This is a genomic window from Streptococcus rupicaprae (assembly GCF_040545225.1).
In the GTDB taxonomy this organism is placed as follows: domain Bacteria; phylum Bacillota; class Bacilli; order Lactobacillales; family Streptococcaceae; genus Streptococcus; species Streptococcus rupicaprae.
Genome location: NZ_JBEPLO010000020.1, coordinates 1 through 17,036, shown reverse-complemented (window position 1 = coordinate 17,036; position 17,036 = coordinate 1). Strand labels below are relative to the sequence as shown.

Annotated in this window: 10 protein-coding genes and 3 pseudogenes; 11 read left to right on the top strand and 2 right to left on the bottom strand. The window is 45.9% G+C overall.

Annotated elements, in window-relative coordinates; all coding sequences use genetic code 11:
• The first annotated feature begins 8 nt into the window (after positions 1–8).
• The 4 genes and pseudogenes from rnc to ABID29_RS08630 form a co-directional block, all read left to right on the top strand.
• Positions 9–707 carry a ribonuclease III gene (rnc, locus tag ABID29_RS08645; RefSeq protein ID WP_354365755.1) on the top strand — a complete coding sequence of 233 codons (699 nt, stop codon included), beginning with the start codon at positions 9–11 and terminating at the stop codon, positions 705–707.
• Positions 698–4,237, top strand: coding sequence for a chromosome segregation protein SMC (gene smc / locus ABID29_RS08640; protein ID WP_354365754.1), 3,540 nt, complete (start codon positions 698–700; stop codon positions 4,235–4,237). The genes rnc and smc overlap by 10 nt, the downstream gene beginning before the upstream one ends.
• A gap of 720 nt (positions 4,238–4,957) precedes the next feature.
• Positions 4,958–5,575: pseudogene (locus ABID29_RS08635) on the top strand (IS5 family transposase); the annotation flags it as partial.
• A 155-nt stretch (positions 5,576–5,730) separates the two neighbouring features.
• Positions 5,731–6,132, top strand: a pseudogene (locus tag ABID29_RS08630) (transposase); the annotation flags it as partial.
• Between the two features lie 156 nt (positions 6,133–6,288).
• Here ABID29_RS08630 and ABID29_RS08625 read toward each other — a convergent pair.
• The gene (locus ABID29_RS08625) at positions 6,289–6,672 is read right to left on the bottom strand and encodes an HIT family protein (RefSeq protein WP_354365753.1); all 384 of its coding nucleotides are present in this window, start codon (positions 6,670–6,672) and stop codon (positions 6,289–6,291) included.
• Positions 6,673–6,683: 11 nt separating this feature from the next.
• Complete coding sequence (locus tag ABID29_RS08620; RefSeq protein WP_354365752.1) at positions 6,684–7,235, bottom strand: TetR/AcrR family transcriptional regulator; 552 nt, start codon at positions 7,233–7,235, stop codon at positions 6,684–6,686.
• A 157-nt stretch (positions 7,236–7,392) separates the two neighbouring features.
• On the opposite strand from ABID29_RS08620, the gene ABID29_RS08615 reads away from it, so the two are divergent.
• The 7 genes and pseudogenes from ABID29_RS08615 (at position 7,393) to ABID29_RS08585 (ending at position 16,752) form a co-directional block, all read left to right on the top strand.
• A complete protein-coding gene (locus ABID29_RS08615; RefSeq protein WP_354365751.1) occupies positions 7,393–8,094 on the top strand; it encodes an ABC transporter ATP-binding protein in 702 nt (233 codons plus the stop codon).
• Positions 8,095–8,103: 9 nt separating this feature from the next.
• A complete protein-coding gene (locus ABID29_RS08610) occupies positions 8,104–11,736 on the top strand; it encodes an FtsX-like permease family protein (protein WP_354365750.1) in 3,633 nt (1,210 codons plus the stop codon).
• Between the two features lie 280 nt (positions 11,737–12,016).
• Positions 12,017–12,489 (top strand): annotated as a pseudogene (gene tnpA, locus ABID29_RS08605) (IS200/IS605 family transposase).
• A gap of 239 nt (positions 12,490–12,728) precedes the next feature.
• The gene (locus ABID29_RS08600) at positions 12,729–13,532 is read left to right on the top strand and encodes a Cof-type HAD-IIB family hydrolase (RefSeq protein ID WP_354365749.1); all 804 of its coding nucleotides are present in this window, start codon (positions 12,729–12,731) and stop codon (positions 13,530–13,532) included.
• Positions 13,520–14,338 carry a Cof-type HAD-IIB family hydrolase gene (locus ABID29_RS08595; RefSeq protein ID WP_354365748.1) on the top strand — a complete coding sequence of 273 codons (819 nt, stop codon included), beginning with the start codon at positions 13,520–13,522 and terminating at the stop codon, positions 14,336–14,338. The genes ABID29_RS08600 and ABID29_RS08595 overlap by 13 nt, the downstream gene beginning before the upstream one ends.
• Positions 14,338–16,026, top strand: coding sequence for a signal recognition particle-docking protein FtsY (ftsY, locus tag ABID29_RS08590; protein ID WP_354365747.1), 1,689 nt, complete (start codon positions 14,338–14,340; stop codon positions 16,024–16,026). The genes ABID29_RS08595 and ftsY overlap by 1 nt, the downstream gene beginning before the upstream one ends.
• Before the next feature lie 9 nt (positions 16,027–16,035).
• Positions 16,036–16,752: a class I SAM-dependent methyltransferase gene (locus ABID29_RS08585; protein ID WP_354365746.1), complete on the top strand. Its 717-nt coding sequence runs from the start codon at positions 16,036–16,038 to the stop codon at positions 16,750–16,752.
• The last annotated feature ends 284 nt before the right edge of the window (positions 16,753–17,036 follow it).

Sequence of the window (17,036 nt, the reverse complement as noted above, 5' to 3'; positions counted from 1 at the left end):
AGTTACACATGCATCAATTAAATCAAAGACTTTTGAAGGATTACGGGATTCATTTCCAGGATATTTCCCTCTTGGAAACGGCTTTTACCCATACTTCTTATGCTAATGAGCACCGCCTCTTAAAAATTTCACACAATGAGCGCTTGGAATTTTTAGGAGACGCTGTTCTCCAATTGATTATTTCACGCTACCTGTTCGAAGATTATCCTGAAAAGCCTGAAGGCGAAATGTCCAAACTTCGCTCAACCTTTGTCCGTGAGGAGAGTTTGGCTGGTTTTGCTAGGACATGTGGTTTTGCGCCCTATCTGCGTTTGGGCAAGGGCGAGGAAAAATCTGGCGGCCGTGATCGGGATACGATCCTAGGAGATGCTTTTGAGGCCTTTTTAGGAGCTCTGCTATTGGACCAAGGCGTGGAGGCTGTTGAAAGTTTCCTCAAGCAGGTCATGATCCCGCATCTGGAGCAAGGCACCTTTGAGAAGGTGGAGGACTATAAGACTCGGCTCCAGGAGATGTTGCAGGTCAATGGCGAGATTGATATTGACTATCAAGTGGTGGCTGAGACAGGTCCTGCCCATGAGAAATTATTTGAAGTGGAAGTTAGGGTGCAAGGCAGACCTATCGGCCGTGGGCAGGGACGCTCTAAGAAATTAGCTGAGCAAAATGCCGCCCGTGCTGCTGTCGAGCAAGGAGATGTGAGATGTATTTAAAAGAAATTCACATGCAGGGCTTCAAATCCTTTGCGGACAAGACCAAGGTCGTCTTTGATCGAGGTGTGACGGCTGTTGTGGGGCCTAATGGTTCAGGCAAGTCCAATATCACAGAAAGTTTGCGCTGGGCCTTGGGAGAATCTTCGGCCAAGAGCTTGCGCGGTGGTAAAATGCCTGATGTCATCTTTGCAGGGACCGAGAATCGCAAACCCTTGAACTTTGCTTCTGTTACGGTTGTTTTGGATAATAGTGACCAGTTCATCAAGGATCGGGCTAAGGAAATCAAGGTGGAACGGCAAATTTACCGCAATGGAGATAGCGAGTATCTGATTGATGGCAAAAAAGTTCGCTTGAAGGATATTCACGATCTTTTCATGGATACAGGTCTGGGACGAGATTCCTTCTCCATCATTTCCCAAGGGCGGGTAGAGGCTATTTTCAACTCTAAACCTGAAGAGCGCCGTGCAATTTTTGAAGAGGCGGCCGGTGTCCTCAAGTACAAGACCCGTAAAAAAGAGACGGAAAGTAAGCTCAATCAGACCCAGGACAACCTGGATCGACTAGAAGACATCATCTATGAACTCGATACTCAAATAGCACCCCTGACCAAGCAGGCAGAGACGGCCAAACAATTTTTGGTCTTGGATGGAGAGCGAAAAGACCTCTATCTCAATGTTCTGGTTGGGCAGATCAAGCTTGGAAAGGGCCAGTTGACTGAGCTGGAAACCCAGCTAGGTCAGGTTCAAAATGCCCTCGAGAGCTATTATAGCCAAAGGGACCAGATGGAGGTGGCTAATCAGGCCATTAAAGAGAAACGGCAAGAACTGCAAGCTAAAGGAGAAAAACTCCAAGGGGACCTGGTCCATCTGACCCAGCTGATGGCAGACCTGGAACAAAAAATTGCCCTGCAGGATTTGGAAGCCAATCAAAACGAAGCCAGTAGGGCAGAAGCAAGTGATCGTTTGGAAGCCCTGAATAGCCGTTATACCAATACCCAAGAAGAGCTTAAGAGCAAGGAAAAGGCCTTGAATGGCTTAGATAATCGCCTGAACCAGGTCATCCTTGAAATAGAAGGACTGACCCAGGAGTTGCGCCAATTTTCAGAAAGCCCAGATCAGGTGATCGAATCGTTGCGGGAAGCATTTGTTCAACTCATGCAAACCGAGGCAGACAAGTCCAACCAATTGACGGCCCTCACCAACCAAATCAAGCATCTGAAGGAGCAGTCAGCAAGTCAGGCGACCGAGCTTGCCAACTTAAAAGAAGAGGTCGCAGTGGCTCGTCAAGAGACTAGCCAAAGGCAGACCATCTATCAGGAGGCCCAAGAAGACGTCCAAAACCTCATCGCCACCTATCAGGAGGAGGCCAAGGCAGAGGCCGGTCTCAAGCAAGACTATCAGACCAAGCAGGAAACCATGTTTACCCTCATGGACCAGCTCAAGGGCACAGAAGGGCGAGCCCAAACCCTGACCAACATCCTGAAGAACCACACCAATTTTTATGCTGGTGTTCGCAGTGTCTTACAGGCCTCAAACCAGCTATCGGGTATTATAGGAGCAGTCAGCGAGCACGTGACCTTTGATCCCAAATACCAAACAGCCATTGAGATTGCGATGGGGGCTGCTAGCCAGCATGTCATGGTAAGGGACGAAAAAGCAGCAACCCAGGCCATTGCCTTCTTGAAAAAGAACCGCCAGGGACGGGCGACCTTCTTGCCTCTGACAACCATCAAACCGCGTCAGTTAGCCAGTCACCACTTGAGCCAGGTGACCAACCAGCCAGGCTTTTTGGGATTGGCTGTGGATTTGGTGGCATTTGACGCTGCCCACACCACGGTTTTCCAGAACCTCTTGGGCACGACAGCTATTTTTGAAACCTTGGAAGAGGCCAATCAGGCTGCACGAAAGACCAATTTTCAGGTGCGCTTAGTCACTTTGGACGGTTCTGAAATCCGTACAGGCGGTGCCTATGCTGGTGGTGCCAATCGCCAGAACAACAGTAATTTTATCAAACCAGAGTTAGACCAACTGCAAGGGACCATTCTTCAGCTGAAGACAGAGTTGAGCCAAGCGGAAAGTCAAGTGGCCCAAGCCAAGACGGTCTTGGACCAGCAAGTCCTTCGTCTAGCTGATCTCAAAGAGGCTGGCGAAGCGGCACGTCTAAAGGAACAAAAGGCTCAACTTCAGTACGACAGTCAGGCCAAATATTTGGCGGATTTGGAGGCCCTGTTGGCCTTAAAGGCCAATGATACGGACCTCTCAGACCTGTCTCGGTTGGAAGAAGCAGAGGAGACTTTGAAGGGTGAGCTTGCCCAAATTGATGAAGACAAGCAGGCGCTTAGCCAGCGTATCGAGCAAGTCAAGGGAGATAAAGATGCGGTGGAGAGCCATCTTCAGGCGCTCAACACGTCCTTATCAGCAGCTAAACTTCAAGAGAATCAGCTCCAAGGCGAGAAGCGTTTCGCCCATACTGAGCAGGTCCGACTCCAAGAGGAGTTGGCTCATCTCCATCAGGAAATCACTTCTTTGGAGGCAGTCATTGCCAGCAAGACCCTGCAATTAAGCACAAGAGATAAGGAAAGTCTTTTGGAGCAAGTGGCGGATTGTCAAGAGCGCAAGGAGGCTCTGTCGCAGGACCAGATTCGTCACCGCTTTGAGATGGAGGATTTAGAAGGCCAAGCAGAAGATCTAGCCATCCGTCTGGCTGAGAGTCGCACGCGCAACGAAGACCTGATCCGTCAGCAGACAAAGTTAGAGGCAGAAATTGAGCATTTGTCAGAGCGCTTGCGCCATCTCCTTGCCAAGTTGGCAGAGGACTTCCAACTCACTTATGAGGCGGCTGATCATCAAGCTCAGGTCCTAGAGGACCTAGCGGGTGCAGAGCAGACCCTTAAGCAGCTGGAAGGCAAGATTAGGCGCTTAGGTCCAGTCAATTTGGAAGCCATTGATCAGTTTGAGGAAGTCAGCCAGCGCCTGGCCTTTCTTTCTGAACAAAGGGCAGACCTCTTGTCGGCCAAGAACTTGCTCCTGGATACCATCAAGGAGATGGACACAGAGGTTAAGGACCGCTTTAGGGAGACCTTTGAGGCGATTCGCCTCTCCTTCCAGCAGACCTTCCGCCAGATGTTTGGCGGTGGCTCTGCCGATTTGATTTTGACGGAGTCAGATTTGCTGACGGCTGGGATTGAGATTTCGGTCCAGCCTCCTGGCAAGAAAATCCAATCTCTCAACCTCATGTCTGGTGGGGAGAAGGCCCTCTCGGCCCTAGCTCTGCTATTTGCCATCATCCGCGTCAAAACGATCCCCTTTGTCATCTTGGATGAGGTGGAGGCTGCCTTAGACGAGGCCAATGTCAAACGCTTTGGCGACTACCTCAATCGCTTCGACAAGGCCAGTCAGTTTATCGTCGTGACCCACCGAAAAGGGACTATGGCCGCTGCAGATGCCATGTATGGTGTCACTATGCAAGAATCAGGTGTATCCAAAATCGTCTCAGTCAAATTGAAGGATGTTGAGGGAGTTGGGGAGTAGTTCAACGATAGGGCAAAAGAATGCTTCCGCTCGTGTCCAACCCAGCAGAACCAAACTTGGCTGTACTGACACCTGAGCTATAAGAACTTTGCCGTTTTTCCAATGAAAGGTCTAACAAATGGATGAGGCTCCTGCTTATCAGGTCCATCGTCCAATCAAAAATGAAAGAGTGAGGGTGACCGAGCTCTTTTACTTTTTGAAAGCTCCTTCTGATTATCCTGGGGATGAGAACACGAGGGATCAAAATGTTTCATTGTATGAGGAAGTGTGGGATTAGTCTGTATTATTCTGGACGAGATATGATATAATGATAAATAGAAATAGTGAGGTTTGGGATGATTAAACTAATAGCAACAGAAATCGGAATAAGGAAATTGATACAATAGAATACTAAGAAAACCTTGGGATTAGCAGTTTCCAAGGCTTTTTAATTTTCTATAGCTATAGGGGAAAGTTATTAGAGAGGGTGCTAGTTTATAGAGACACCTTTGATTTGTAAAAAGTTAAATTTTAGACAATTATTTCTTTTTCAATCTTAGTTAATTGAAGTGAATTTTTATAGTACATTTTAGTTAAATTTGTTGCTTAATATGGTTTGTCGGTTCTGTCAAAAATTTTGTGTAAACACTCAAGCAGAGTTTATTAAGGGCACCTCTAATAACTTGCGTCAAAGTTAAGCATATGAGAGAATAGAGATAGAAATGATGATAGGAGTAGGTTATACACTTATTTACAGATGGCGAATTAATTTTGAAGAAACTGAGCGAAAAAGGTAATCCTTTAGACCGGTTGGATCAAGTTGTGAACTAATCACAGTTCCAGCCAATTTTGGTAGATATTTTCGGTAAAGAAGACAAGAATCCAGCCAAAGGAGGCCGACCTCATCTTGACTTCATGATGAGGTTTAAAGTCTTACTTCTTCAGAGGCTCCATAATCTATCAGACGATGCGATGGAGTATCAACTGCTCGATCGATTATCTTTTCGTCGGTTTGTTGGATGCCACGAAAATCAAGTACCAGATGCCAAAACTATCTGGCTTTATCGTGATCGATTGACCAAATCAGGAAAGGAAATAGCCTTATTTCATCAGTTTTATCAGAGTTTATCAAAGGAAGGCCTGATTGCCCATCAAGGTCAAATTGTAGACGCAATATTCGTTCATGCTCCTAAGCAGCGCAATAGCCGACAGGAAAATAAAGAGATTAAATCTGGCAAACGACCATCTGATTGGAATAAAAACAAATCCGCCCAAAAGGATACGGATGCAAGTTGGACAAAAAAAGGCGGTCAAAGTTGCTATGGATATAAGAACTATATCTGCGTAGATGCTAAGAACCTGTATTCATAAGCGAAGTCATTCTAAACGGGAGCTTATTTTACGATAATCAAGGCGTTTTTTTGAAGGAATACTGACTGTATTTCGAAAAAAGCAACGATGAGTAGCGAAAAATAAGCCCTGAATAGAGTTGCTGAGCTGTGAATACAGGTTCTAAGTCTAAGCTAATCAAAACCTTTGAAGTAACCCCGGCGAATGTCCATGACTCACAGGTCTTGGCACAAATTTGTGATGCCAATGAACCTATTTTTGACGACAGCGCCTACTATAACCAACCTGTTCCTGAAAACTGCGCCCACCATACGGTGCGTCGTGCTTTTCGTAATAGTCAACTAACAGAGGTTGATAAAAAAGTGAATCGAAAGATTTCCAAAATTCGTTGTCGGGTGGAACATGTTTTCGGCTTCATAAAAAACAGTATGAAGGGGAGTCTCGTCAGGGGAATTGGCAGTGCTCGTGCGAACACCAATGTCATGTTAGCCAACTTGGTTTACAATTTCTGTCAATATGAACAAATTAGACGCCTCAAGTTGAATTCATGGGTGAAGACTGTCTAAAATGGGGGAATCCCCCAAATATAGTAAAAAAATACGCTCTTGGAGGAACGAAAGGGTAACTCGAATAGTGTATTTTTTAACTTTTGGAGACTCTGGCCTATTTCTGCTGTATTTAGAGGTGCCCTTATCTGAATAATATCTTTGTCGTGCTGCTTTTTATAATGCTTTGAGAAATCTATGCAGGTCTAGTTGCACTTGTGCAAGTGAAATTCGGTCCCAGAAGCCGTCTGATTGAAAGCGTGGAATTAGGTGGGCGTGGAAGTGGAAGTGGGTACCAGCGTCAAATAAGCGATCGTTGCAGGCTGTGATCACACCGTCAATCGCTAATTCCTGGCAGAGTTTTTCAGTCAAAAAAACTTCCAAGTCCGACAGTTCATGGCGAACAGCAGGAGGGACTTGGCTGAGCGTGTCATAGTGTTTCTTGCTGATAATCAGTAGATGCCCCGTTTGGACAGGGTCAATATCCCAGACGACCTTGAAATGCTCTGTCTGGTAGAGAATATCTTTTTCTTTGAGTTGGTGGCAAAAAATGCAGGTCATGCTCATGCTCCTTATGTCCATTCTTCAAATTTTGAAATCTTGAGGATGATGTCGGTCAATTCTTCGGTGCTTTCCTGTCCGCCTTGGGCAATCCAGTGGGAAATGATTCCTTCAACACTGGAAGTCAGCACCTCAAGGGCGTAGGTTTCAGGAATCTGGAAATATTGTACTGTATGTTCCCGACCATTTGGGGTCAAGTCAATGACGCTGACGAGAAATTCCTTAATCGTTTCCGAAAAATTGACATAGTGGCAGCGGGAAATGGCATAGAGAAAGTTAAAGTCTGACTTCATATAGTTCAGGGCGGCTTGGATAATTTGTCGAGGAGACAGCTGAGTATCTGTCAGAATGGCCTTCATATTACCTAATGTTTCCTCCTTCAATTGCTCCATAAGATCGTACTTATCGATGTAATGTAGGTAAAAGGTTCCTCTATTGATACCAGATTTTCGGGTAATCTTGCTGACAGAAATGTCTTCAAACTTCTCTTCCATCAGTAGTATGGTCAGGGCCTGCTTGATGTATTCTTTGGTTTGGGTGTTTCGTTTTTGTGATGTTGTCATGTCTTCTCCTTAAATCAACAGTTTTTGAAATTTTGCTTATTGTTTTCTCTGTAAGTCTAGTATATACTAAGCAAGTAATTTAATCAACATGTTGTTTATTTAATTCAACTTGTTTGAACAAAAAGAACAGAATTGTTGAATAAGATAGGAGAATCATATGGCTTATATTGAAGTAAAGCACAGTTATAAACGCTATCAGGTTGGGGAAACGGAAATCGTTGCCAACAATGATATCAACTTTGAAATTGAAAAGGGAGAGTTGGTTATTATCCTCGGCTCATCAGGTGCGGGGAAATCAACGGTCCTCAATATTCTAGGTGGAATGGACACTAATGATGAAGGAAATGTCATCATTGACGGGACGGACATTTCAGACTACAACGACCACCAGCTGACCAAGTACCGTCGTGAAGATGTGGGATTTGTCTTTCAGTTTTATAACTTGGTGTCCAATTTGACCGCCAAGGAAAATGTAGAGTTGGCGTCAGAGATTGTCAAGGATGCTCTTGACCCTGTCCAGACCTTGCAAGATGTGGGCTTGGGACACCGTATAAACAACTTCCTAGCCCAATTATCAGGTGGGGAGCAGCAACGGGTGGCCATTGCCCGTGCGGTTGCTAAAAATCCAAAAATCCTGCTTTGTGATGAGCCAACCGGGGCTTTGGACTACAAGACTGGTAAACAGGTCTTACAAATCCTGCAGGACATGGCGCGTATCAAGGGTTCGACAGTCATTATCGTTACCCACAATGGTGCCTTGGCTCCACTTGCTGACCGTGTCATTCGGATGCACGATGCCCGTGTGCAGTCCATTGATATCAACGAGCATCCGCAGTCTATCGCAGATTTGGAATACTAGGAGGTTGCTATGGTTTCAAAAACCTATTGGAAGGATATTCGTCAATCCTTCAGCAGTTCCAAAGGACGTGTAACTTCTATCGTTTCCCTTATGGCTCTTGGCTCTTTCGCCCTGATTGGTCTTAAAGTGACGGCACCAGATATGCGGACGACAGGGGAACACTTCTTTGAAGAACATCAAGTTGCGGATCTCTTTGTTATCAGTGACTATGGTCTGTCCCAGTCTGACCAGACTCTGCTCAGTAGTCTTGATGATGAGGCAACAATTGAGTACGGTTATTTCAAAGATGTTGTAGCCACAGATTCAACGGTTTCTTTCCGAGTTTTTTCTACTCCTAAGGAATTATCGACTTATGAAGTTGTTGAGGGTTCTCTTCCAAGCAAGACAAATGAGATTGCTCTATCTGCAGCCTATCAAGGCGACTATCAGATTGGCGACACGATTACTCTTGATGAAAAAGCTGACGCGGATAGTCAGGTCTTAACCCAGCACTCCTTTACCATTACAGGTTTTGTGAATTCCTCTGAATTGCTGTCGCGGGTCAATCTGGGACAGAGTACAGCCGGAAGCGGTGAGTTAAATGGCTATGCGGTCGTTCCCGAGGCAACATTTGATTCGGATGTTTATATGATTGCACGGATTGCCTATGATGATTTGGCTGGTCTAAGTCCTTACGAACAGACCTATCTGGATAAGATTTACGAAGATAAGAAAGCCGTTAAGGAGCTTTTAGCGGATCAACCCGCTATTCGTTTAGCGGAAGTCAAGACAGATGCCCAAGAACAGATTGATGAAGGCTATGATAAGATTGCTGAGGCAAAAGATGAATTGACTTATGCCAAGAGTCAGCTAACAGATGCTCAGACTCAAATTTCTGATGGGGAAAGCCAATTAGCTTCTGGTCAATCTGAAATCGCCAGTGCAGAGGCTACACTAACAGATGCAGCTAGTCAATTGGCTTCAGGGCAGGCGACCTTAGATTCTAGTTATGCCCAGTTAGTCGATGCAGGCAACCAATTGTCAGCAGGTTGGGGTCAATTGGCATCATCAAAGGCTACCTTGGACAGTGCAGCAAGTCAAATTGCCCAAGCGGAGCAGGAATTAGCTAGCAAGAAGATGGAGTTAGATAGTGCGGCTGCTCAGTTGACCGCAGCTAGTCAAACCATTGCTGAAAATGAGGCTACCCTTACCGCTGCCAAGTTAGAATTAGACAGTAAGACAGCGGAGTTGACCGCAGCCAAGAGCCAACTGGACCAAGCGGCCGCTACGATTGCAGCTGGTCAGGCTGAATTGACCGCAGCCAAGGATGCCTTGGTGACCAAAATCGCCCAACTTCAAGCTGCTGGCATTGATCCAACTACAGTAGCAGAAGTAACCGCTACTCAAGCGAGCCTTGCTCAGAAGGAGGCCGAACTAAGGGCGGCTGAAACCAGCTATCAAAGTAAACTGGCAGACTACCAGGCTGCTGAAAGCCTCTTGGCTCAAAAAGCAGCCCAATACCAAGCAGGTGTTAGTCAGTTAGACGCCGCCAAGACAGAATTGACCAATAAACAAGCCCAATATGACGCAGAGCTTGCCCAGTACAATGCGGCTGTCGCAACCTTGACCGCCAAGAAAGCAGAGTATGAGTCTGGCTTGGTCCAATACACGACTGCTTATGAGACCTTGGTCAGCAAACAAGCCCAGTACGATAGTGGTTGGAGCCAGTACCAGTCAGGTCTCGCGACCTTGAATAGTAAGGAAGCAGAGTATCAATCAGGTCTTGTATCCTTGGACGAAGCAAAGGCAACCTTGGCTAGTAAGACAGCTGAACTAGAAGAAGCCAAAGCAACACTGGCAAGTAAGCAGAGCGAATACGACAGCAAGAAGTCGGAAGCAGATGCTGAAATCGCAGAGAAAGAAGCAGACTTGCAAGAAGCTCAGAAGACAGTCGATAATCTAGCTCTTCCAACCTACGCAGCCTACACCCGCAGGGAAATTCCAGGTTCAGAAGGCTATCTTTCTTACGAAAACAATGCTTCGATTATCAACTCCGTCGGCAATATCTTCCCTGTGGTACTCTATTTCATCGCCTCTCTGGTGACCTTTACCACCATGGTGCGTTTTGTCGATGAAGAACGCCTGAAAGCAGGAACCTTGCGTGCTCTTGGCTATGACAGCAAGGACATTGTTCGCAAGTTTGTTATTTACGGGGCGGTGACAGGTCTGGTCGGTACGGCAATCGGTACTCTTCTGGGGCACCTGCTCTTGCCAAGCATCATCTATTCAACCTACAGTAGCAAGATTGTCTTAGCACCGATTGAGCTGCACTTCTATCCTTTTAAGACGCTCCTGGCGGTGACCCTTGGCTTGTTGAGTACAGTCTTGCCGGCTATCTTGGTGGCTCGGAAGGAATTGGCAGAGCAGCCAGCCCAGTTGCTTTTTCCCAAACCGCCTGTGGCTGGGGATAAGATTTTTATGGAGCGGATCAAGCCTCTCTGGTCTCGTATGAGTTTTACGCAAAAAGTAACGGCTCGTAATATCTTCCGTTACAAGCAGAGGATGCTGATGACTATTTTTGGAGTCTGTGGCTCGATTGCCCTACTCTTTGCAGGTTTGGGTGTGCGTTCGTCAATCGCTGACCTCAACAATCGTCAGTTCACAGACATCATCAAGTACGATATGATTGTGGCATCCAATAGCAATCTGACTACGGAAGAAGAAACTGCATTGAATGAGCAACTAGACAGCTCTGCTATTTCCCAAGAAATGCCCGTCCACTATGAGACGGTAACCAAGGTGGCAGGCAGTAAGAAGGATGAGCAGTCCATTACGCTCTTGGCGGCGGACAGCAGTCAGGACGAGGAGTTCCGTGACTACATCAATCTGGTCAATCGTGAGAGCCAGGAGGACCTGTCGCTCAGTCTGGACGGGGCAATTATTTCGGAGAAACTGGCTACCTTGCTGGGTCTGCAAGTCGGTGATGAGATTACGGTACAGGACAGCAATGATCAGGACGTGACCATTCGGGTGGCGGGTATTACCGAGATGTATATGAGCCACTTTATCTTCATGAGTAATAGCTACTATGAGGAAGTCTTTGGAGCAACTCCTGAAGAAAATGCCCATGTCATTATCTTGAAAGATGACACGGTGACCAATACCAATCAGGTGGCTAGTGATTTCATGGAGCTGGACGCGGTCAAGGGTGTGGTACAGAATACCATTCTCAAAGAGCAGGTCAATACCATTGTTCACTCGCTCAATCAGGTCATGTATATCCTGATTATGACCTCTGTTCTACTGGCTATTGTTATTCTGTATAATTTGACCAATATCAATGTGGCAGAGCGGATTCGGGAATTATCAACCATTAAGGTACTTGGTTTCTACAGCAAGGAAGTGACCATGTACATCTATCGTGAGTCTATTTACCTATCGCTCATCGGTATTCTGGTTGGTTTTGTCATGGGGATTGGTCTTCATCGCTACATGATTAGCATCGTTCCTCCAGAGTCTATCATGTTCAATCCATCCTTGGGTTACTTGATTTATCTGGTGCCAGCCGCCGTTGTCATCGCGATCTTGGCGGTGCTGGGCTTGGTGGTCAACCAGTGGTTGAAAAAGGTGGATATGTTGGAAGCCTTGAAATCAGTTGAATAAAACAAAAAATCTTGTTCTCGAGTGAGAACAAGATTTTTAATCGTTATGTGACTTTAAGTCCGTCACGCTCCGAAGGTGCGTGACCAATAAACCACCCGCCATGCGGGTGCGCGACGAAGGTTATACCAAAAAAACTCCAAGCGCGATAAAATAAAGGTGTTCAAGCCTAGAGTAAAGCGAAAGGAGGAGAAAAATTATCCAGTGGATGATTTTTGCTGAAACCTAAAAATAAAAAAGTTGAGGGGCGCAAAAGGCACATAGTTTATCACATACAAAGTGGCTGTGTTCTACCACATTGTCTTCACACCTAAGTATAGACGAAAAATTATCTATAATCAATATCGAAGTAGTCTTGGAGAGATATTTCGACGATTGTGTAGTTATAAAGGTGTTGAAATTATCGAAGGTCATCTGATGCCAGACCATGTTCACATGTTAGTCAGTATTCCTCCAAGGTTAAGTGTATCAAGTTTTATGGGCTATTTAAAAGGCAAGAGTGCTCTTATGATGTTTGATAAACGCGCCAATCTCTCTATAAATTTGACAATCGTCATTTCTAGGCAAAGGGATATTATGTAAGTACGGTTGGACTTAATGAAGCCACAATTAAGAAATATATACAAGAATAAAGAAATTATCCAGTGGATGATTTCTTCACGAGCTAAGATATTGAAAGCGAGTTAAACATGATATAGGACTTGATTCTTGAGTGTAAAAAAGTATGAAGATCCCTTTAGGCACAGTGGCAAGTAGTACGAATGCCTCTTTAAGAGGCTAGTGACGAGTCAAAAGCAGTGAGGCTTGAACAACGTGAAAGAAAGCAGCATAGGCGCTGGCTGGTGATGTGGCTTATAGCCCTTGTTCAAACCACCCGTTTGACGGGTAGTCATGATTGGTGTTTCTGTGTTATAATAGAAGAAATTATATTAGGATTTGAGTTGCACACCCCACTCGGGTTTTGCACCCCCTTGAAAGGGAAAAGGTTAGATTGTATGATCAAACTAATTGCATCGGACATGGATGGAACCTTTTTGGATGGCTCCGGTCAGTTTGATCGAGCGCGTTTTGAGCGAATTTTAGATGGTTTGGAAGCTCGAGGTATTCGTTTTGCAGTGGCTAGCGGTCGTCCTTATTTAGCCTTGGCAGCGCTTTTTGAGGGATTTGAGAAACGCGTGATCTTTATTGCAGAAAATGGGAGTCTGGTCGTGGAAAAGGAACAGGTGCACTTTGAGGCCTTGATGCCACCTAGTCTCTATCTAGCGATAGTGGCAAGCCTCGAGAGGAATCCTTTTGCCCGTCAAGGTCAATGGCTCCTATCTGGCAAACGGGCGTCCTATGTTTTAGAATCAGCGCCGCAAGAGTATGTAGCCCATATTGCTCATTACTACGAAAAAGTGACTCGGGTTAGGGATTTTACGGCTATTGAGGATGACATTTTTAAAATCACAGCTCAGTTTGATGAAGAACTGGTCCAGCAGGCAGCGCAGTGGCTCAATCAAGAAGTTCCTGGTGTGACCGCCCTGGTTACTGGTTTTGATGCCATCGATATTGTCCGTTCGGATGTGGATAAGCAGACTGGCCTAGAAAAGCTTTGCCAAGATTTGGTGCTTTATCCCGCAGACTTGCTAGTCTTTGGCGACAATCTGAATGATTATCGGATGATGGAATATGCAGGCACCGCTATTGCTACCGCCAATGCCCGTCAAGAAATCAAACAACTGGCTGATTTAGTGATTGGTCCCTGCGATCAAGAAGCGGTTCAGGCCTATTTAGAGGAGTTTTTATGGCAACAATAAAATTATTAGCCTTAGATTTGGATGGTACCTTGCTGACATCAGACAAAAGGATTTCAGCTAGGAACAAGGAAGCTCTACAAGCAGCTAGCCAGAAGGGAGTCAAAATCGTTTTAACCACGGGACGCCCTCTAGCTGTGATCGGCTCTTTTCTAGAAGAGCTGGATTTGCTTCATGAAGATGACTACGCCATCACCTTTAACGGAGGACTCATCCAGAAAAATACTGGAGAGGTATTGGATAAGACTGTCTTTGGATATGATGAGGTGAAGGCCATTTATGATTTGACAACAGAGTTAGGCTTGCCACTTGACCTATTGGACGATGAGGACGTTTATGCGCTCTCTGCAAAAGTTGCTAGTCTGTATCCGACATGCAATCCTAATCTGAATCATATGCCGACCCACTTTTCTGATTTGCATCAGGAGATGACTTTTAACAAGGCAGTGACCTCCTGTGAGGCAGAGCTGATTGACAGTAAGCTTGACCAGATCCCTGCCAGCTACCATGAACAGTTTGAGATTTTTAAATCACGGCCGATTATTCTGGAGTGGAATCCCAAAGGTGTCCATAAGGCCAATGGCCTTGCCAGTTTGATTCAGCATTTGGGAATCCGGCAAGAAGAGGTCATGGCTTGTGGTGATGAAGCCAATGATTTGACCATGGTGGTTTGGGCTGGTTACGGCGTTGCCATGGCCAATGCGACACAAGAGCTGAAAGCAGTCGCAGATATTATTACCCCAGTCACCAATGATGAGGACGCGATTGCCTGGGTAGTTGAGCACTATATTTTGAAAGAGGAAGTATAATGGGATTATTTGATCGTTTATTTGGAAAGAAAAAAGAAAATACAGATGACCTGGGACAGGAAACGCTAGAGCAGGAAATAGCCCCTGATCCGGAAGGCTTGGAGGAACAGAACTGGGAAACGATTCAAGAGGCGGAGGATCACTCTCTGGATGAAGTGGCCATTGACCTGCCTGAGCCGGAAACAGTGGCCTTGCCAAGCGACTCCTTTAGGACAGATTTCGATCGGGTTCAGGATATTGTTGAAGAAGAAATAGCAGAGCTGGGACAGGATTTGCCAGTGTCTGAGGAAGAGCCACTGGACCAGCTAGATTGGGATATGGCTCAGGAAGTCGCTGAAGACAGCTTTACAGAAGAGATTATCCAGTCAGAGGAAGAATCTGACAAAGAAGAAATCCTGTTTGCTTCGCCAAATTGGCTAGAAGAAGGTCTTCCTAGTGAGACAATGGCTGTGGAAGAAGTGCCTGTTTTGGACTCTTTTCTAGAGCAAGACGATGTTCAACCCTCAAGCCTAGAAGAAATGAACGATCAAAATAGTTCAGCTGCAGATACAGAAACCAGGGAAGATCTCCCTGCTAGCCAAGTTTCGGAAGGTGTAACTACTTCTATACCATCTAGCTTGGAGCGGGCCGTTGAGATTCTCCGTGATAAGGAAAAGCGCGCAGCAGCTGTTCAGGAGGCGCAGGCTAAGAAAGAGGAAGAAGCGAGACAAGCTACCCTAGCAGAGGAGACTGTGGTAGTTGATGAGACACCGGTCGTTGAAACGACGCAGGAGAAGTACGATCGGACACTGAAGAAGACCAGGACCGGCTTTGGGGCCAAACTCAACGCCTTCTTTGCCAATTTCCGTTCGGTAGACGAAGAATTCTTTGAAGACCTGGAAGAACTCCTGATCAGTAGCGATGTGGGTGTCCAGGTTGCGACCACCCTGACAGAAGAATTGCGCCAGGAAGCCAAGTTGGAAAATGTCAAAAAAGGCGAGGACCTTCGCCTTCTCATTATTCAAAAATTGGTGGAAATCTACGAGCAAGATGGTAATTTCGAGGCAGAGAAGATCCATTTCCAAGAAGGTTTGACTGTCATGCTCTTTGTTGGGGTCAATGGGGTCGGCAAGACCACGTCGATTGGAAAGTTAGCTAATCAATACAAAAAAGCTGGGAAAAAAGTGTTGCTGGTTGCTGCCGATACCTTCCGTGCAGGAGCAGTTGCCCAGCTGGTCGAATGGGGGAAACGTGTTGGCGTTGATGTCGTGACAGGTCCCGAAAAATCAGATCCAGCCAGTGTGGTTTACGATGGCATGGAGCGAGCGGTGGCAGAAGGAGTAGATATCCTGTTGATTGATACAGCAGGTCGCCTCCAAAACAAAGACAATCTCATGGCAGAGCTTGAGAAGATTGGTCGCATTATCAAGCGAGTTCTTCCAGGAGCGCCACATGAGACTCTCCTGGCTCTAGATGCCTCAACAGGTCAAAATGCTCTGGTTCAGGCCAAAGAATTTTCAAAAATCACTCCTCTAACAGGTTTGGTACTGACCAAGATTGACGGTACTGCCAGAGGGGGTGTGGTCCTCGCAATCCGTCAGGAACTAGATATTCCTGTTAAATTGATTGGTTTTGGAGAGAAGATTGATGATATTGGTCAATTTGATTCGGAAGACTTCATGCGTGGTCTCCTAGAAGGGCTGCTATAGGGGAAGGGTATGCTAACAGAACATTACAAGGATAATATCTACGCCCCTTGGGGACAAGTTTTTTATACGATTTTATTCGCTCAGCTCATGGACATCAAGGGAAAGCGGGTTCTTGATTTTGGATCTGGATTTGGGTTGACGGCAGATTTCCTATCAGCGACCAATGACGTTCTGGCCATTGAACCTAACCAAGATATGGTCAAGGATCGCTTTGGAGCCGATGGTTATCAGCAACTGACCGGTAGTTTAGAATTGCTGAGCCAGTTTCCCGATGATTATTTTGATTATGTGCTCTGCCATAATGTCCTAGAATACGTTTCAGGCGAAGGTAGACCCCATTACTTGAGGGAATTGGCGCGTGTTTTAAAACCTTCGGGGGAACTCTCTCTAGTCAAGCACAATGCAGCTGGCAAGGTTATGCAAAAAGCTGTCTTTGAGAACCAGAGCATCCATGCTCTGCGCCTAATTTCTGGTGATTTTCGCTATGAATCAACAGCTTTGGGGCACGGGGAAGTTTATGAGTTGGAGGCCTTGTTAGACCAAGCAAAGCTGTCTGTCAAGGACTATCAAGGGATTCGGACGTTTTACGGCCTTCAGTCCAATGACTACAAACGTGAACCAGACTGGATTCAGCGTATGACCAAGTTGGAGTTGGCGGTAGCCAAGCTCTCACCCTATAAGGAAATTGCATTCTTCCATCATTACCGGTTGAAAAAGGTTGAATAAGGGAACAATCGCTACTCTTCCTGAATGGTCTACAATCGTGAGGCGTAAGGGAAAAAGAGCTTGGGTCAAGAATCTGATTGCTTTCTAGCGCAATAGGACTACAAAAAAGCGAACAAGCTTAGCTATCTAACTTGTTCGCTTTTTACATTTATGTGACTTTAGTCCGTCACGCTCCGCAGGCGCGAAACAAATAAACCACCCGCTATGCGGGTGCGCATCGAAGGTTATACCAAAAAAACTCCAAACGCGATACAATAAAGGTGTTCAAGCCTATTGTAGAGCGA